At 35.8% G+C, this 19,540-nt stretch carries 15 protein-coding genes; 9 read left to right on the forward strand and 6 right to left on the reverse strand.

Annotation, left to right across the window (positions count from 1 at the left end; genetic code table 11):
• Positions 1–110: 110 nt before the first annotated feature.
• From CGC58_RS06360 to CGC58_RS06395, 8 genes are all read left to right on the forward strand, one after another.
• Entirely contained in the window at positions 111–2,390 is a 2,280-nt protein-coding gene (locus CGC58_RS06360; RefSeq protein ID WP_157909218.1) for a hypothetical protein, read from the forward strand.
• 75 nt (positions 2,391–2,465) lie between these two features.
• Positions 2,466–3,278, forward strand: a complete 813-nt coding sequence (locus tag CGC58_RS06365) for an AraC family transcriptional regulator (RefSeq protein WP_095895929.1) — start codon at positions 2,466–2,468, stop codon at positions 3,276–3,278.
• Between the two features lie 184 nt (positions 3,279–3,462).
• Complete coding sequence (locus CGC58_RS06370) at positions 3,463–3,831, forward strand: VOC family protein (RefSeq protein WP_095895931.1); 369 nt, start codon at positions 3,463–3,465, stop codon at positions 3,829–3,831.
• 6 nt (positions 3,832–3,837) lie between these two features.
• A complete protein-coding gene (locus tag CGC58_RS06375) occupies positions 3,838–4,449 on the forward strand; it encodes a peptidase E (protein ID WP_095895933.1) in 612 nt (203 codons plus the stop codon).
• 89 nt (positions 4,450–4,538) lie between these two features.
• On the forward strand, positions 4,539–5,309 hold the full coding sequence (locus CGC58_RS06380) for an acyl-[acyl-carrier-protein] thioesterase (protein ID WP_095895935.1): 771 nt from the start codon (positions 4,539–4,541) through the stop codon (positions 5,307–5,309).
• Positions 5,310–5,554: 245 nt separating this feature from the next.
• Complete coding sequence (locus CGC58_RS06385) at positions 5,555–5,914, forward strand: BlaI/MecI/CopY family transcriptional regulator (protein WP_095895937.1); 360 nt, start codon at positions 5,555–5,557, stop codon at positions 5,912–5,914.
• Positions 5,914–7,260 carry a M56 family metallopeptidase gene (locus CGC58_RS06390; protein ID WP_232748875.1) on the forward strand — a complete coding sequence of 449 codons (1,347 nt, stop codon included), beginning with the start codon at positions 5,914–5,916 and terminating at the stop codon, positions 7,258–7,260. The genes CGC58_RS06385 and CGC58_RS06390 overlap by 1 nt, the downstream gene beginning before the upstream one ends.
• Before the next feature lie 107 nt (positions 7,261–7,367).
• Positions 7,368–11,375, forward strand: coding sequence for a glycoside hydrolase family 2 TIM barrel-domain containing protein (locus tag CGC58_RS06395; RefSeq protein ID WP_095895939.1), 4,008 nt, complete (start codon positions 7,368–7,370; stop codon positions 11,373–11,375).
• Between the two features lie 635 nt (positions 11,376–12,010).
• Here the strand turns inward: CGC58_RS06395 and CGC58_RS06400 are convergent.
• The 5 genes from CGC58_RS06400 to CGC58_RS06420 form a co-directional block, all read right to left on the reverse strand.
• Positions 12,011–12,742, reverse strand: coding sequence for a TlpA family protein disulfide reductase (locus tag CGC58_RS06400; protein ID WP_095895940.1), 732 nt, complete (start codon positions 12,740–12,742; stop codon positions 12,011–12,013).
• A gap of 176 nt (positions 12,743–12,918) precedes the next feature.
• On the reverse strand, positions 12,919–14,409 hold the full coding sequence (locus tag CGC58_RS06405) for a GH3 auxin-responsive promoter family protein (RefSeq protein ID WP_095895942.1): 1,491 nt from the start codon (positions 14,407–14,409) through the stop codon (positions 12,919–12,921).
• Between the two features lie 79 nt (positions 14,410–14,488).
• Positions 14,489–15,364, reverse strand: coding sequence for a M23 family metallopeptidase (locus CGC58_RS06410; protein WP_095895944.1), 876 nt, complete (start codon positions 15,362–15,364; stop codon positions 14,489–14,491).
• A gap of 97 nt (positions 15,365–15,461) precedes the next feature.
• On the reverse strand, positions 15,462–15,701 hold the full coding sequence (locus CGC58_RS06415) for a NifU family protein (protein WP_095895945.1): 240 nt from the start codon (positions 15,699–15,701) through the stop codon (positions 15,462–15,464).
• A 23-nt stretch (positions 15,702–15,724) separates the two neighbouring features.
• Positions 15,725–16,852, reverse strand: a complete 1,128-nt coding sequence (locus CGC58_RS06420; RefSeq protein ID WP_095897140.1) for an Mrp/NBP35 family ATP-binding protein — start codon at positions 16,850–16,852, stop codon at positions 15,725–15,727.
• 347 nt (positions 16,853–17,199) lie between these two features.
• On the opposite strand from CGC58_RS06420, the gene CGC58_RS06425 reads away from it, so the two are divergent.
• Entirely contained in the window at positions 17,200–18,084 is an 885-nt protein-coding gene (locus tag CGC58_RS06425; RefSeq protein ID WP_157909219.1) for a hypothetical protein, read from the forward strand.
• Between the two features lie 82 nt (positions 18,085–18,166).
• Here CGC58_RS06425 and CGC58_RS06430 read toward each other — a convergent pair whose 3' ends face one another.
• The gene (locus CGC58_RS06430) at positions 18,167–19,351 is read right to left on the reverse strand and encodes an MFS transporter (RefSeq protein WP_095895949.1); all 1,185 of its coding nucleotides are present in this window, start codon (positions 19,349–19,351) and stop codon (positions 18,167–18,169) included.
• Between the last annotated feature and the right edge of the window lie 189 nt (positions 19,352–19,540).

Consider the following 19,540-nt stretch of genomic DNA (forward strand, 5'->3'; position numbering starts at 1 on the left):
TTCAGAAGTTATGAAGTTTCATAACTTCTTTTTTTATTTTTCAACTCTTAAGGAAATTTTTGCTGTTTATGTATTTTTACTTAGCTTTGTCAATCTAAAGAAATCATTTTATGAAAAAGTTATTCGCATCATTATGTGTTGTAATGTCTTTCGGGGCAATTGCACAAACTAAAAACATTCAGGGAGCGTATTATGCCAAATCACTTACTGAAGATTTAATCCTGAAAATGAACGAAGATAAAACCTTTGATATTGTTTTACTCTCAGGAAAATACGAATTAGGGAAAGACAATAGCATTGATTTTATGTTCGATAACATTTCCAACTTCATAGTTAAAGAAAATGAAAAAGGAAATAAAAAAACGTTGAAAATAAACCTAAAATCAAATTATGAAAATACTGAACTGAAGTTTTTGTACATCGGGTATGAAGATGAAAACAAGCAAGTAAAGTACGAAAATTTGCATAATATGATTTCTTCCAAAGAAGAAACAAAAGAAGCAATCCGTACCGAAAATCACGAAACTATTTATTCCTTAGCCACTTTTGAAATTCCAAAAACGGAAAATCTGTACTTGGTTAATGCCGTATCGACACTTATTCCGGAGAAATCAAAAAATGTGATAATTGAGAAATTTCCTATCAAAAAGGACGTTTCTTCCGTTGATGTATTTTTCAGTTTTTTAGGACTTTACAGAACTACCCCGAAAATTGTAGGAAAATATGACGACAAGCAACAAAGCATTGAAATAAGCGATTTGTATGACGGAGGCATCACTTCTTTCGGAAAAAAATCACGACACGATGACGAAACAAACATAAAGAAAACTTCCACCGATAAGGTTCAAAATTGGGAGCATTTGGTTTATTTTGAGGAAGATGAATTCAAATCAGATTCTCTTAGTACTTCTGTTGAAACAAGAGTGAAACTTGATATTAAAAACAATCTGGCTGACGCTCTGAAATCTGTAAAAAAGCACAATAAGTTACTTTTTGTTTTCTATCAGCCCGAAAATACCGAAGAAGCTAAACGAGAATTTGATGAGCTAATTGCACAATACGAATCGGATTTGAGCTATTATTCCGAATATGATTTTGCAAAATACGATGTAGCCGACTTTTATTTTGCGGACAAAAAGGACGAGAAATGGTTCAAAAAGAAGAATATCAAAACAGAAAATCAGTTTATTTGTTTGGATGATAACGGCGAAATACTGTATCACGAACCAATCACAACGAGCAATATCAAAAATAATATTTACACAGGAAGTCCGTTCATTTCCGTTCTGGAAGGTACTTTTTTGGCAAAGAAAATCGATGATGTTTTTGGCAATAAAAAAGCTACAATCTCAGAAATAGAAGGTATTTTCTCCAAAATTTTGACATCAAGCACCATTGCCCCTTATCTTTATAAAGAGAAAAAAAATAGCGATGAGCAAACAGCATCGCAAGATTGGGATTACTATTTTGAAAATTTGAAAAACATCAAAAGTTTGTACAAATTCAAAACCACGCCTGAGCAAACAGACAAGCTATGGAAAAAGGTAATGGATGCTCACAAAAAAGACAAGCAATTGGCGGTTCCGTTCGCAGTTTTGCTAAGTAAAAATTACGAATCGTATGACTTGTATTATAGTGTGGATTATCACTCAAAACTATTTAACACAGAGAGAAAAACCAACAAGGCAGATTTGGATGCTGTTCGATATTTAATCAAATTCAATGACGAAATACGAACTTATAACGAAAATTTGTCAAAAATGGAGGTAATTGATTACACCTATTCAAAAATAATTAACATTCAAGGTTATAATCTTACATTCGTTTTGGATAAAATTGCTGAAGATTCACCGGAACTTCGTAATGAAGTGAAATCAGCGTACGTGGAAGGCAGAAAAAATAACCTGTTTGATTACGAAGATTTTAAGGCATTCTTGGAAGAATTCTATCCTGAACAATATTTAATCTTTTTTGAAGAATACTATCAAATGATGACCTCTGCCGATGCTTCTCACATCATTCTCTCTCTCGACAAGATGTATTCTCAAAGCAAGAGGAAAGAATACGAAAATTGGGTATATTACAAAAGTAATTTCGCCAATGATTGTAACAACGTTGCTTGGAAAATAGTTGAAGAACACAAATCGGATAAAAAACTTCTGGAGAAAGCCTTACAATGGTCAAAAACTTCTTTGGAACTTGAAAATGAAAATCCTTATTATTTAGATACTTATGCACACCTGCTTTATTTTACAGGCAACCGAGAAAAAGCCATTGAAATGCAACGAAAAGCACTTCAGTTACTCAACAAAAATAAAGTAGACTATGAGCAAGAGCTTAAAGATACAGTAACGGAAACGCTGAAAAAAATGGAAAACGGAAGTCTTTAAAAATATAACAATGTAGCTACTAACAAAAGTGGCTATATTTTTTCCGTATAATTTTGCAATAAACAAATATTCACAATGAATTACCAAACATTTGCTCCACACCCTGATTTGTCCGACTTTGTAAAATGTTATTGGATATTGGAAGTTCCCGCCGAACCCAATCCCGAAAAGCAACGTGCCATTGCCGACGGATACATCGAAATGATTTTTCATCTTGCTGATGATGTTAAATCATACACCGATGAGGAAGGTTATACGCTACAGCCTCGGGCTATGATTTTGGGACATCCGATAAAACCTTTTTTCTTTGAACCTACTGGAAATGTAGATACTTTTGCTGTAAGGTTTCTTCCTTATGGTCTTGCCAATCTCATCAACAAACCAATTAAAGAATTGACAGACAAAGTGCTACCGCTAAACGAAGTTTTTGATGACGATTTCTCTCAAGATGCCACTCAGCAAATAAATCAAGCCAGCGACACCCAAGAACGTATTGCCATCATCGAAAGACTTCTTTTTGAGAAACTTAACCAAAAAGAAACTGTTGATTATATTGTGAAAAATACCATCGATGTGCTTATAGCCACGAAAGGAAACCACCTGGAAAGTACATCAACATTGGAGAATAAACGCCAACTTCAGCGTAAGTTTACCCAACAAATTGGGCTTAGTCCCAAGCAGTTAGGGAAAATTATCAGATTGCAAACTGCTCTGCGTAAACTACTTAACCAACCCACCGAGAAACTCTACCACATCGCCTACGATGCCAATTATTACGACCAAGCTCATTTTATTCGAGATTTTAAAGAGTTTACAGGCATCAGTCCAAAAACCTTTTGGAAAGATACATCTATGGAAGTAGCCTCAATAATGTACGCCCAAGAGTGATTTTTCTGAAAAAAACTCCATAAATAGTTCAGTTTGTTGCTTTTCATAGCTTGAAAAGAATCTATTATTTCTCTTTACTGAATGATTCTTTTTATATAAAATCACCTATTTTGTCGCATTTGTACAATTTTAATAATGACAAACCCGCTAATTTTGCATTTTTAAAACAATAAAATTAGTATTTATGAAACATTTAATTTCAATAGTAGAAATCCCAGTGATTGATTTTGAAAGGGCAGTAACTTTTTACAGTTCGGTTTTAGGAATAAATATTGAAAAAATGGATATGGACGGCACACTGATGGGAATATTTCTAACCGAAGAAGAAAGTACCAACATCTGTCTAATAAAAGACGAAAACGTGCAACCTTCCGCTAACGGAACGATGGTTTATTTCAACACTGAAACGGATTTACAACCTGTTTTAGAGCGTATTGAACCCAGCGGAGGAAAAATCCTGCTACCAAAAACGGAAATCAGTCCTGAAATGGGATATTTCGCCTTATTTTTGGACACTGAAGGCAATAAAATCGGTTTACATTCTGAAAAATAAAATCCTATGAAGAAAATATTTTTATGCTCTTCATTCAAAGATGTTTCACATTTGTTTGAAGAATTTGCAGATACCAATCTGGCAGGAAAGAAAGTAACCTTCATTCCCACAGCGAGCCTTACCGAAAAAGTTCGATTTTATGTTGATGCTGGCAGAAAATCCCTCGAAAAAATGGGACTTATCATTGACGAATTGGAAATTTCTACCGCAACTTTGGAAGAAATCACCTACAAACTTCAGAATAACGATTTTATTTACGTCACAGGCGGAAATACTTTTTTCCTTCTGCAAGCATTGCGAAAATCGGGAGCTGACAAACTCATAAGAGAACAGGTTTTAGCTGGAAAAATCTATGTCGGGGAGTCGGCGGGAGCGATGATACTTTCGCCTAATATTGAATATGTTACCAAAATGGATGATCCAAAACAAGCTCCTGATTTACAAGACTTTTCAGCTTTGGATTTGGTAGATTTCTACATCGTTCCGCATTACACCAATTTTCCGTTTGTGAAAGCCACTGAAGCAATCATCAATGAATACGAAAACACTTTACATTTGCTTCCTATCACTAACTCTCAAGCAATTGAAGTGCGAAACAACAATGTAGAAATTAAATAATTTTGCAAAAAGACGTACAACAAAATCACACGATATTATAATTTTTGCCTTAACTTTGCGTCCAAAATTTGAAAAATAATTCTACAAAAATGCAAATTTTCACAGAAAATTATAAAGTACGAAGCACACAAATCAATTTAAACAATCAATTAGGATTGTACGGCGTTTTAGGAATGTTGCAAGATATCGCGGCAGAACACGCCTCGCATTTAGGGTTTGGTTACAAAGAATTAATACAAAAAGGATTTTTTTGGGCTTTAATTCAGCAGAAATTGAAAATGTTTGAATATCCCAAGTGGAACGAACAAATTACCATCAAAACGTGGTCATTGCCCATACAAGGAGTGTACGCCTTTCGTGAGTTTGAACTTTTTCACAACGAAAAAAAGATTGGCGAATGCTCAAGCACGTGGATAACACTTGATATAAAATCACGAAAACCGATTGATATTTCTGATAATCAGCATATTTTTATGCCACGAACCGATGGCGGACTGAATTTCAAAACCGAAAGAGTTATCTTGCCTTCATCAATGAACTTGGCATCCAAATTCAAAGTAAAAGCAAGCGATTTGGACGTTAATTCGCACGTTAATAACGTTAAGTACACGCAATGGGCTTTGGATATGATTCCGTTAGAAGAACATAAAAACTTCATTATCAAAGAATACGACATCAATTTCCTATCCGAAACCTTTTTTGATGATGAAATGGAAGGTTACGTAAGTGAACATAAATTCATTGATGAAAATCAGAAGAAAGTGGAATCATACTTCTATGCACAGAAAACAGGGGCAAATAAACCTGCATTCATCTCAAAATGGATTGCGGAAAGGCTTCCTCAAAGACATAATTTTTAATCTTTTTGACTTCAAAAAATTCATAATTGAAATTTATAACAGAAATTTCATACGAATTAACGAGAAATTATTTTCTATCAAAAAACATTTAAAATACTGTTATTTAAATACTTAAATAAAAATTTGATTCATATTTTTACAGAATCAAATTTTTTTTTACAAAATAAAACTAAAAAAATAGTTGTAAACTAAGTTTTTAGTTATATATTTGCATCATAAAACACAAACATCATATTTTATAACTTATGAAAACACTCACCAAAGCCGAAGAAGAAATTATGCAAGTATTGTGGCAATTGGGCAAAGGTACTGTAAATGACATCATTGCACAGATGAGCGACCCCAAACCTGCATACAATACCGTATCAACGGTGGTTCGGATATTGGAAAATAAAGGATTTGTTGACCACGAGCCTCACGGCAGAGGGTTCAGCTATTTCCCGATAATTGCCAAAGAAACTTACAGCCACAAATCGCTCAAAGCTTTGGCAGAAGGCTACTTTCAGGGGTCGTTTAAGTCGATGCTTTCCTTCTTCGTTGAAAAGAAAGATATCGACCTGAAAGATGTGGAAGACCTATTACAAAAACTTAAAAATGAAAAGTGATGGAAACCTTTTTGATTTATTCGGTTAAAACGATGTTCGTACAGCTTTTGTTTCTGTTGCTTTACGAAGCGTTTTTCAAGAACGAACCTTATTTCAGAACAAATCGCCTTTTTTTGCTATCGGGAATTGTGTTTTCATTGGTATTGCCTTTTTTCCCGATTCCTTTGGCGAACGATAATTTTACAACAGTTATCCGTTTGGAAGAATTTATCGCTTATGCCGATGTTTCGTCAGGAAATATCGCTAAAACTTCCAAAACCAGCGTTATCAATTGGTATGAAGTGATTTACGGCATCGGGGCATTGTGCTTCGGATTGCTTTTCATCATAAAAATAATACGGTTGAGCCACCTATTGAGCCGTTCACAACGGGTGGTTCTGAACGGAACTCGTATTTTCCTTTTAGAGGATTTGACCCAAGCCTTCACATTTATGAATAACATTTATGTGAGTAAAGAACAAGCGGAAGAATCTTGCGTTATTGAACACGAAAAAGTGCATCAAAAACAATGGCACTCGCTTGATTTGCTGTTTTTGGAGCTGATGAAGATTGTCTTTTGGTTTAATCCGTTGTTGTATTTCTATCAGAAACGATTGATAGAAGCACACGAATTTGAAGCCGACAGGCTAACCTTCCCCAAGTTTCAAAACTATTATTATCAAACACTTATTAACCAAGCTTTGGGAGCAAAGGTTGATTTACCTGCCAACTATTGGTTTGCTCCCAAACTTATCAAACGAAGACTAAGTATGTTACAACAAAAAGAAAAATCAACAAAAGGAATGTCAAAATACTTATTGGCAATCCCTGCATTGGCAGTTTCAGTGCTGATGCTTTCGGCAGGCAATGCCCCGCAAAACACTTTATCGGAAACGTTTCCAAAAATTTCTGTATCAAAAACTAATAATACCTCACAAAATGCTTTACCTGAGGTACTTTCAAAAACTTCCGTATCAGAAGCCAATCTTGTAAATAAACAAGCTGTGAATGACACTTTGCCTTTCAAGGTAGTAGACAAAACACCTCGCTTTAAAGAGTGTGAAAATGTTCCTGAAAATGAAAATTTTGAATGTTTCAAAAAAGAATTAAATGCACATATAGCACGTAATTTCAAATATCCGAAAGAGGCTGCTGAAAACGCTATACAAGGCAGGGTAAATGTTCATTTTAGTATTGGAACAGACGGAAAAGTTTCTATAAAATCAATGAAGGGTGGTGAAAAAGTGCTTCAAGAAGAAGCAAAACGCCTCATAGAAACATTACCTCAGCTCATCCCTGGGAAACACAAAGGTAAGAATGTTGCAGTAACATTCATTTATCCGATAAATTTTAAATTAACACCGTAAAATTCTAACAAAACTCGAAAAATAATATATTTCGGGTTTTGTTTTTCATTGGAAACCGTCAGTTTTTTCATTACCTTTGTCCGAATTGTTTTTTATCAACTAAAATTATGATACAACACATTAACAAAGGAAGTTTGATTATAGGATTGGCGGTTTCCAATTTTATTTTCGCTCAACAGCAACCACTTCCCGGCTACGCTTATGGCGATGTGCAAGCTCCCACGGGCAAGGAATGGGAATCGGTGGAGGAATTGGCACTGAACAAAGAGCAACCCAAAGCGTATTTCCTCTCGTTTGCCGATAAGCAGTCCGCACGGAAAGTTTTGCCTGAAAATTCCAAATATTGGCTTTCGCTCAACGGAAATTGGAAATTTCATTGGGTAAAAACACCCGATGAGCGTCCGAAAGATTTTTTTAAACCCAGTTATGACGTGGCTGCGTGGGACGAAATTCCTGTGCCATCCAATTGGAACATTCACGGCGTACAGAAAGACGGAACGCTCAAATACGGCGTACCGATTTACGTAAACCAACCCGTAATTTTCTATCACGAACGCAAAGTGGACGATTGGCGAAAAGGCGTAATGCGAACTCCGCCAACTACTTGGACAACTTATGTTTATAGAAACGAAGTCGGGTCGTACCGCAGAGATTTTACTATTCCGCAAGATTGGAAAAATCGTGAAGTTTTTATCAATTTTGACGGCGTGGATTCGTTTTTCTATCTGTGGATAAACGGAAAATACGTCGGTTTTTCAAAGAATTCACGAAATTTGGCAGCCTTCAATATTACTAAATATCTACAAAAAGGCAAAAATACGGTGGCGGTGGAAGTGTACCGAAACTCGGACGGCTCGTTTTTGGAAGCTCAGGATATGTTCCGCTTGGCGGGAATTTTCCGTTCGGTGGCATTAACTGCTACACCGAAAGTGCAAATACGTGATTTGCAGGTAATTCCTGATTTGGACAACAATTACCAAAACGGAGAGCTGAATATTTCCGCAGAAATCCGAAATTTGGATAAAAAACAAGCACAAGGCTACAAAATAGAATATTCACTTTACGAAACGAAACTCTATTCCGATGAAAATAAAGAAGTTGGAAAGCCTATTTTTTCGACTTCCTTTGATGTTTCTTCACAAAATTCATCGGTAGTAAAAACCAAATTTCCGTTAGAAAATCCTAAAAAATGGTCAAGCGAATTTCCGTACCGTTATGTATTGGTGGCTCAGCTTAAAGACAAGAAAAACAACGTGATAGAAACTGTTTCCGCCTACACGGGCTTCCGTAAAGTGGAAATTAAAGACACCAAAGCCGAAGATGACGAATTTGGCAAAGCGGGACGATATTTTTACGTAAACGGCAAAACCGTCAAATTCAAAGGAGTAAATCGGCACGAAACCAATCCCGAACGCGGACACGCCATCACTCGCCAACAGATGGAAGACGAAATAAAATTGATGCAACGAGCCAACATCAACCACGTGCGAAATTCACACTACCCTGACGACCCGTATTGGTACTATTTGTGCGATAAATACGGCATTTATTTGGAAGATGAAGCCAACATCGAATCGCATCAGTATTACTACGGAAAAGAATCGCTTTCGCACCCCAAAGAATGGGAAAAAGCCCACGTGGCACGGGTAATGGAAATGGCTCACGCTACGGTAAATAGCCCTTCGATTGTGATTTGGTCGCTCGGAAATGAGGCAGGACCGGGCGAAAACTTCGTAACGGCTTACAACGCTCTTAAAAAGTTCGACCCATCGCGCCCTGTTCAGTATGAGCGAAATAACGACATTGTGGATATGGGTTCAAACCAATATCCGTCTATCGCTTGGATGAAAGGAGCTGCGGCAGGAACGCACAATATCAAATATCCGTTCCACATTTCGGAATACGCTCATTCTATGGGAAATGCGGTGGGGAATTTGATAGATTATTGGGAAGCCATCGAGTCGAGCAACTTTATTTGTGGAGGTGCGATTTGGGATTGGATTGACCAAGCGATGTACAATTACACCAAAGACGGTAAACGCTACTTTGCTTACGGAGGTGATTTTGGCGACTTTCCTAATGACGGCCAGTTTGTTATGAACGGGATTATCTTTGCCGATATGACCCCCAAACCGCAATATTACGAGGTGAAAAAAGTGTATCAGTACGTTGGAATGAAAAACTTAGGCAATGAGATTGAAATCTTTAACAAGAACTATTTCAAGGACTTATCGGATTACGAGGTGGAATGGTTTTTGTTTGAAGACGGAAAATCAATCGAAAAAGGAAGTTTAGCCGTTGGCAACATTCCAGCTCGAAATAGAAAAACGGTGAAAGTGCCTTATAATCAATCGCTTTTAAAACCTACTTCGGAATATTTTTTGAAAATTCAGTTCAAACTGAAAGAAGATAAACCTTGGGCTTCAAGAGGTTACGTTCAGGCAGAAGAACAATTTTTGCTGAAATCGCCTTCGCAAAAACCTTCCGTTTTGGAAATAGCCAAAGGCGGGAAAATTCAACTTTCAGATGAAGGAAACCTAAAAGTATTGAAAAACAACGATTTTACGGCAAAATTTGACACAAAAACAGGAACTATTTTCAATCTGCAATATGGGAACGAAGTAATTATCGAAAACGGGAACGGACCTAAAATCAATGCGTTACGGGCTTTCGTAAATAACGATAATTGGTTTTACCAAAAATGGTTTGAGAAAGGACTTCATAACTTAAAGGACGAGGTTATTTCTTACCAGATGATTCATAACAAAAATGGTTCGGTTTCAGTGTATTTCACGGTCGTCTCACAAGCTCCGAATGCGGCTAAAATTCACGGAGGCACCAGTTCGGGCAAAAACAAAATCGAAGAGCTTACCGACCAAAAATTTGGTAAAAACGATTTTAAATTTATTACTAATCAGATATATACCGTTTATCCAGACGGAAGCGTAGAACTACAAGCCGCCATCACTTCCAACGATGAAAGTTTGGTGCTTCCGCGATTAGGCTACACGATGACTATTCCGCAGAAATACGAAAATCTGACCTATTACGGACGAGGAAAACACGACAATTACAACGACCGCAAAACGGGGGCTTTCATTGAGCAGTTTTCCGGCAAAGTAAAAGACGAATTTGTACATTTCCCTAAAACGCAAGATATGGGCAATCACGAAGAAGTACGCTGGGTAGGGCTTACTGATAATCAAGGAAATGGAGCGGTTTTTGTGCCTTCACAACCGATGTCGGTTTCAGCATTGCAGTACACACCAACCGATTTGATTTTAGCTCCGCATCCACACGAGTTGCCTGAGGCTAAGGATACATATTTAAACCTTGATATAGCGGTAACAGGCTTAGGTGGAAATAGTTGCGGTCAAGGAGGTCCACTTCCGCACGACCGCGTTATGGCAAAATCACATCACACAGGTTTCATTATTCGTCCTGCGAAAGGTGATTTATCCCAAGTGGCAAACGTTCGTCCAAGTGGAGAAGTTCCGCTTTCTATTTCACAAAATAACATTGGAAATGTGATGATTACCTCAGCAAATCCGTTTGCTAAAATCGTTTATACTATTGATAAACAGAAGAAACCTTCAAAATACAGCTTGCCAATCCCGCTTCGTTCTGGTGGAACAATCACAGCTTGGTACGAAGATAATCCGAATTCAAAAGTTACTATGACTTTCGGCAGAATTGAAAACGTTCCGATGCGAGTGATTTCGGCAAGCAGCCAAGAATCGGGCGAAGGCGATGCTCAAAATATGATTGACGGCGATGTCAATACCATTTGGCACACGATGTACTCGGTAACTGTGGCGAAACATCCGCATTGGGTGGATTTTGATATGGGCGAAATGCGAAACATCAAAGGATTTACCTATCAGCCACGTACCAGCGGTTGGAACGGAATGGTGAAAGATTACAGCATTTCGGTAAGTACCGACGGCAAAAACTGGACGGAAATCAAAAAAGGAACTTTCCCACGTAGTACCGATTTGCAGCGTATTTTGCTTGATAAAACTCAAAAAGCACGTTACGTTCGCTTTACGGCACTTAGTGAGCAATTTGGGCAAGATTTCGCCAGTGGTGCCGAATTTTCAGTCTTAGAAGAGTAAAAAACTTTAAAAATACTAAGCAAAAACCTCAGAAATTCTCTGAGGTTTTTTTGTATTCTTTAGTGCCGACCCCCTCCTGCCCCTCTACCACTTATGAATGTTTCACATTTTACCGAATAAAGAGTATGATTTAGTTTTAAGCCCAAGTCTTTTATTTTGTTTAGTTTTTTTCTTGCCGTTCTGTCATATACAACATTTTGAATCCAATACACAGCAATAAATAACAGAATAAAAAAAATAGGATATATAAAATTCATTTTGAATGATATTTTTTAAGTGTTTGTTATTTAATGGTTTATATCATTTTTTTATTTAAAAGAGGAGCAAAAACAACTATAAGGAAAGGGATAGAGGTGTTTTCGTATTTTACTTGCTAAAAAGTTATCGGGAGTATTAAAATTACTCTAACATATTGATATAAATGGTCGTGTTATAAAAAGTATGATAATCGTTTCGGTTGTCAGGCTGAGCGAAGTCGAAGCCTGTAATAATAAGGCTTCGACTTCGCTCAGCCTGACAGAAACATCCTCTCTTTTAAGGTATCATACTTTTTTGCATCACTATCATATAAATTAACTTGTTAAGTGAAACTTTGACTGATTCTTGGTTGGTTGTTGTGGATAATTTCTCGTTAATCAAAGTGATTTTAGTTTTTCGATAATCTTTATAAATTCGTTTCCATCACCAATTTCCCTTTCTTTTTCATCGATAAAATTATAGGGAATTCCTCCTTCCACGTATTGTAAAACGCCATTTTTATCCAAAAATAAATTTAGAGGAAACGACTTTATTCCCAGTTCGTTTATTAAATCTTTAGCGTCAATTAAATGTTCAAAATCAAAGGAGTGTGACTTTAGGAAATTTTCGACGATTTCTTTCTTCTCATAGGTAATTGCTATAAAATTAAAATCGTCTTTGTATTTCTCCTTGATTTTATTTAAAACAGGCATCTCATCGATGCAAGGAGCACACCTCGTAAACCAAAAATTTATCATTGTAGGTTTTCCTTTTAATTTTTCCAAATCAAATTTTACGCCTGTCAAGGTGTTCAAACTGAATTTGGGAAATTCTTTATTTTTATGTTCAGAAAGAGGTGTTGACTTAAAAAGCTCGTCGTGTTTTTTGTCACTCATATCAAAGGAAACATTAACAATAATTGAATCTTCCTTGGTTTGCGTTTTCTCTTCCACCAAACAGGCATAAATTTTTACGCCAAGGCTTTTTGTCATTTTCTCTTCCAAATTGGAAATAACTTGTTTTACTTGATGTTCGGTAAGTCTGTTTTTTCCGTCTGTACTATAGTATTTAGTTTGAGAATACGAAACAACTGAAACAAAAAGGATTAATAGTGATGTTAATTTTTTCATTACTTCTGAATATTTTATGATTGGTTTTCATACTTTATTATTATCACTGATTCTTATTTAAGAATTTATTAAATTAAAAATCAGAATAATAGATATTTACAGAGCTAAAGTAAAAATATTTTTTTAAAGAAACAAACTATAAGCAATTTTTTGAAATTACAACATCACTCCTCTTGCTACTCTAATTTCAATTTTTCCACTATTTTTCGGTCGTTGGCAAGGCGTTGTACTTTGTTTTGTCCGCCGAGTTTTCCTAACGATTTCATATAGTCGGAAAAACCATCTTTTGCTACTTTAGTGATTTTCAATGGTTGAAGCACCTTACCTTGAATCAAATCAAAGTAATACGAATTCTGCTCCTGCATCAAAGCATCTACTTTAAGTGCAAATGATTTTAAATCAGAAGGTTCGTTTTCAAATTCAATAAACCATTCGTGGTAAGGCAATTGGTTTGGAGCGGGATTTACCTGCGGAGCAACAGTAAATTCGGTGATGCGAACGTCTGTTCCTGCTGTGGCTTTGCGGATTGCTTCCTCCACTTCCTTGGCAATGACGTGTTCGCCAAAAGCAGAAATAAAATGTTTTATACGCCCCGAAACCACCACTCGATACGGCTTGGTTGAAGTAAATTGCACCGTATCGCCAATGTTATACGCCCATAATCCTGCGTTGGTGGAAATAATCATTGCGTAATTGACCCCTATTTCTACATCTTTGATAGTGAGCCTTTTCGGATTTTCCGAAAAGAAATCATCTGCCTTGATAAATTCATAAAAAATGCCGGAATTCAGCAGCAGAAGCATTCCCTTTTCGGTTTGACTATCCTGATAAGCGAAAAATCCTTCCGAAGCCGGAAAAAGTTCGATACTATCTACCTTTCTGCCAATAAGATGCTCGAATTTTTGTCGGTAGGGTTCGTAATTTACGCCTCCGTAGATGAATAAATGGAAGTTTTTAAACAAATCGCCCACGCTCTTGCCCGATTTCTCACGAAGTTTCTCAAAATACATTTGCACCCACGACGGAATACCGCTGATAACCATCATATCTTCATTTCGAGTTTCCTCAACGATAGCATCTACTTTGGTTTCCCAATCGTCGATGCAATTGGTTTCCCACGATGGCATTCGGTTTTTTTGCAGATATTTGGGAACATAATGTGCCGAAATGCCTGACAAACGCCCTAATTTGATGCCGTTTTTCTCTTCCAAAATAGGGCTTCCTTGCAAGAAAATCATTTTTCCGTTGACAAAATCGGCTTTTTGAGTTTCGTGAATGTAGCACAAAATGGCATCGCGAGCGGCTTCGATATGATAAGGCATTGATGCTTTGGTGATTGGAATGTATTTGGCACCGCTGGTAGTTCCCGAAGTTTTGGCAAAATAAATCGGTTTGCCTTGCCAAAGTATGTTTTCTTCCCCTGCCACAACTCGTTCAATGTAAGGCTTTAACGCTTCATAATCACGAACGGGAACGTTTTTAACAAAATCGGAATGCGAGGTAATCTCCTGAAAATGATGGTCTTTCCCGAATTGAGTATTTTTTGCATTTTGGATAAGTTCCTGAAATACTTTTTCTTGCGTTTGAATAGGATGATTTGCCCATCGGTCGATTTTTTTTCTTACCGAAGCGGCGAATATTTTGGCTAAAAACGATTTTAGTGACATAATTTCAAAGGTTGGAAAAAATTTAAGGTTTTAATGATTAATAAGTTACAATGTTTGATTCTTATTTTTCAGCAGATTATTACTTAAACTCAATATAACTTTTCGGATTCATTGGATAACCGTTGCTCCAAAGTTCAAAATGAAGATGTGCTCCGGTGGAAAGTTCGCCCGTATTACCAACAGTAGCAATAACTTCACCTGCACGAACTTGGTCGCCTTGTTTCTTCACCATTGAAGCATTATGTTTGTAAACAGATACCAAATTCTCCTTATGTTCAATGATGATAACGTTACCTGTAGCTATTGTCCATTCAGCGAAAATAACAGTTCCGTCAGCAACCGATTTTACCGCTGTTCCTTCAGGAGCCACAATATCAATACCATAATGACGCGTTTGCGGACGATATTCGTTGGAAATCACTCCCGAAACAGGCGGAAACAACAAAATCTCTTTATTCTGATAAAGTGCCTTCTCAAAAACGTTGTAGCGGTCTTCCTCAGCAACCTCTTGACGTAATAAAGAATCTTGCTTATTTGGGCTTAAATCAATCGATTTTGGGTCAAATTTATAAGCCTCATAAAGAGAATCCTTTTTGATTTGCTCGTGGTGAATATCGCCTGTAAGCACTTTTTTGATTGAAGTTAAATACACTTCGTTTTTCTTCATTTCGTTTTCAAGTGAATCCAATTTGAAGACCAAATTAATGGTTTCTTGCTTGTTTTTTACTTCTGAAAATCCTAAAATGTACTGTTTCAGAGGAGTATAAATAATCAGCAAAGTAGTGAGAATAATCACCAACAATGAAAAAAGTGAGCCCACTACGAAGATATTAAGCCGACTCAAACGCATAGAAGCCTTTTCCTCAAAGGTTTCCTCATCCATAAACACTAAACGATACTTGCTCAGTAATTTACGCTTGATATACTGTTTTTTGGTTTCCTTCGCTGAACTCATTTTTCAAGGATTTTTAGATGTGTTTACATATCAAAAATCAAAAGTTAGAAAACTGAAAAACAAACCTTCAGAAGACTAACTTTTGAATAATAAAAAACTACGCAATGTTTATAACTTGTTCAATTTGCGGAACGTATTTCTTTATAGTCATTTCAACGCCACTTTTTAAGGTAAGTTGATTCACACTACAACCGATGCAATTTCCTTCCAATTTAACTTTCACAATTTTATCGTCCTCAATATCAACTAAGGTGATATCTCCCCCATCGCTTTGTAAAAATGGTCGGATTTCATCTAAGGCTTTCAAAACGTTTTCTCTTACAGTCTCTGATGTCATCATTTCCAAATTATTTTATACTATTACTTTTTGCTACTGCACCCTGCCATTGTTGTAATTTTGATGGCTTCGGAAGGTGGCAGACTTTTATTGCGTTCTGCCACGCTTTGTACTACATTTCTGGCAAGTTGTACAAAGGCTTCGGCTTGTGGTGTATTTTCCTGCAATGCTGCAGGTCTGCCCACATCACCCGATTCGCGTATACTTTGCACCAACGGAATTTCTCCCAAGAAAGGTACATTCAAATCCTCTGAAAGATGCTTTGCACCTTCTTTACCAAAGATGTAATATTTGTTATTTGGCAATTCTTCAGGAGTGAAATACGCCATATTTTCTACAATTCCTAAAACAGGAACATTGATGGTTTCCTGCTGGAACATTGCTACTCCTTTTTGAGCATCGGCAAGGGCTATTTTTTGCGGGGTACTAACCACTACGGCTCCCGTAACAGGCATCGCTTGCATAATACTCAAATGAATATCACCCGTTCCCGGAGGCAAATCTAACAATAAAAAGTCCAATTCACCCCAATCGGCATCAAAAATCATTTGGTTCAATGCCTTTGCAGCCATTGGTCCTCGCCAAATTACAGCCTGATTCGGATTTGTAAAAAAACCTATTGAAAGTACTTTTACGCCATAATTTTCAATCGGTTTCATTTTTGATTTTCCATCTACGTTTACCGAAATTGGTTTTTCATCGGCAACATCGAACATTATAGGCATCGAAGGACCGTAAATGTCGGCATCCAACAAACCAACACTAAATCCCATTTTTGCCAATGAAACTGCTAAGTTTGCCGTGACGGTTGATTTTCCGACACCACCTTTTCCTGAAGCCACCGCAACGATATTTTTAATTCCCGGAATGGGTTTGCCTTTTATTTCAGGACGCTCGGGAGCAATCACTTTCACATTCACGAACACTTTGGCTTTTTCGTGAACTTCGTTGTGAATTGCTTTCATAATTTCAACTTCAGTACGTTTTTTGGCTTGCAAGCTTGGATTGTTAATTACCACATCCACAACTACTTCATCACCAAAAACAACAATATTTTGTACAGCTCCGCTATCAGCCATATTTTTTCCTTCGCCCGGAACTGTAATTTTGCGTAATGCTTCTAAAACGCTTTTCTTCTCAATCTTTTGCATATTATTTATAATCATTTACTACGGATAAAACCTCAACACAAATAAGAAATTAAACACTAAATTGAGTACAAATTATCCATTTCGCAAATATACAATCTTATTTTGAAAAGCTAAAAATAATGGATTTTTTTTAGAAAGAATAATTGAAGTAATTTGCATATCATCAAAAATCAATTCAACATATTCAATGCAATAAAATTCTTTTAAAATATAAAAAATTACAGTAATTTTGTATTTTCAAAATATTGGTAATGTGTTTTTTAAGATAAAAAAACAGACAAATGAAAAAAATTAAGATTCTTATACTGCTTCTATTTTTTCCTTTTTTCGTTAAAGGACAGAGCTTTATGACCACAAAAAATAAGGAAATTCTGTCAAAAGCTATCACAGAAATCAATCAAAGAAAAGAAAATAAAAATTCGGTTATTCGTATTCATTTTACTGATAATAAGGATAATATAGTTACTGTTTATGTTTTCGAAGACAACAATTTCTATCTGTATGAAAATTATTTCTATATAACACAGCTTGGGGAAAAAGAAGTTGTGATTACTTCGGATATAATGGCTTTTTTGCCCTCGGATAGGTTTGATTATTTCTATACTTTCAAAAAATATTTTCCTGCTCAGTACGACAAATTCCTTTCAGATTATCACCATTTAGGAGAAAATAGTATCATTTTTAAGTATAAAATCAGCAATCAACACAAAGGAATCGCTCTTTACTTTAAAGAAAAACAATTTTTGAGAAAAGAAAATATTTCTTTTGATATAAAAGAGACAGAAAATCCGTTTGAAAATTTTAAAAACGAAACTTTTATAAAGGAATTTAATCGAATATCACGAGATTTTGGTGGAATTACAGAAGTTTCTATATTCAAAACTAAAAAAGGATTCGTTTACAAAATACATAAAACAAAAGACCATTTTTCAAATCGAGAAGATTTTTTCATAGGAAACAAGTTGGATTCTATTCCATATATTTTGACAGACAAAACTTTTTCATACATTGGTGTTGATGAAAAAGAAAAGTTGAATATTTGTAAAAAATATTTTATTAAAGATTATGAGCATTTTTTAAAAACGGGTGAGTTTCTTTTCTTTTTGCCACCTAATGATGAAAAAAAGCCACTTAGCATTTTATATTTCAATGGCAATGTTTTAGATAGTATTATTGACGAAAATTATGAGATTAACGAAAGAATATCAAAATTTTTAGAAGAATATAAATAAATGAAAAAATAATGAGTAAAATAATTTTAATAAATTTTCGTTATTACAATTTAACAACTAACAAGCTGAAGCATTTTAAAACCTAATTAACTTTCTTCTTTAAGTTGGGTAAAAAGTAAGCAATCAAACCTAATAAAGGCAAAAAAGAACACAATTTGTAAACAAACTCAATATCGGTTAAATCAATGATTTTTCCTAAAACAGCCGAAGCAAGTCCGCCCATTCCGAAGGCAAAACCATAAAAAAGCCCGGAAACCATTCCTATCTTTTTAGGAAGTAATTCCTGCACGTACACCAAAATCGCAGGAAAAGCCGATGATATTACCAAACCGATAATAACGATTAAAATAGCTGTCCACTGCTGATTTACATACGGAAGCAACAACGCAAATGGTGCAGCACCTAAGATAGAAAACCAAATCACAAACTTTCTGCCAAATTTATCACCAAACACACCTCCGAGTAATGTTCCTAATGCAGCTGCACCCAAAAAGTAAAATAAATAAACTTGTGCTTGAACCTCTGACAGACCAAATTTATGCATCGTGTAAAACTGAAAATAATTTGTAATTCCGGCAGTGTAGAAATATTTTGAGAAGATTAAAATCAGTAAAATCGCAACAGAATTCGTAACCTGACGGGGTGTTAAGTCAGGCATAACTATCGGCTTTTTAACTGATTTTCTGTATATTTTTAAAACATTACTTCTCCATTTACCTATATATGAGAGAATTACAATTGCCAAAACGGCAAAAATCACAAACCAAAGTACGTATATTTTTCCATTAGGGATAACAATCCAAGCAATGAGAAGCGGAGCAATTGCTGTTCCGGAATTTCCACCCAACTGAAAAATAGATTGTGCCAGACTCCTCTTTCCGCCCGAAGCCAAAAAAGCAACACGCGACGACTCAGGATGAAAAATAGAAGAACCCGTACCCACCAGAAAAACAGCAGTTAATACCCAAGCGTAACTTGTTGAATATGCTAAAATTATGATTCCTAAAGTAGTGAATAACATCCCGAAAACTTGCGAATAAGGCAACGGACGTTTATCAGTAAAGTTCCCTACCAAAGGCTGAAAAATGGAAGCCGAAACCTGATAACAAAGCGTGATGATTCCTACCTGTGTCATTGTAAGCCCGAACTCTTCCCGCAACTGCGGATAACTTGCCGTGATTACCGCTTGAAGTAAATCATTGAGTAAGTGAGCAATAGCTATAGCAAAAAGGATGGAATAAGTTGTTTTGGGTCGTGTTTGTTCCATTGTTTTCTTTAAAAATGAAAGTGCAAAAGTAAATGTAAAAACCCTAAAAACAAAAACTCGTTTTTTTATCAAGCATAAAATAATTAAATTCAAAACCAATTTAAGATAATTATCCTACTAAAAATCAATTACTTGTGAATATTTTTCACATAATATTAAAATATAATTATCTGATTTTCAATAAAACTT

This window comes from Capnocytophaga stomatis (assembly GCF_002302635.1).
Taxonomy (GTDB): Bacteria; Bacteroidota; Bacteroidia; order Flavobacteriales; family Flavobacteriaceae; genus Capnocytophaga; species Capnocytophaga stomatis.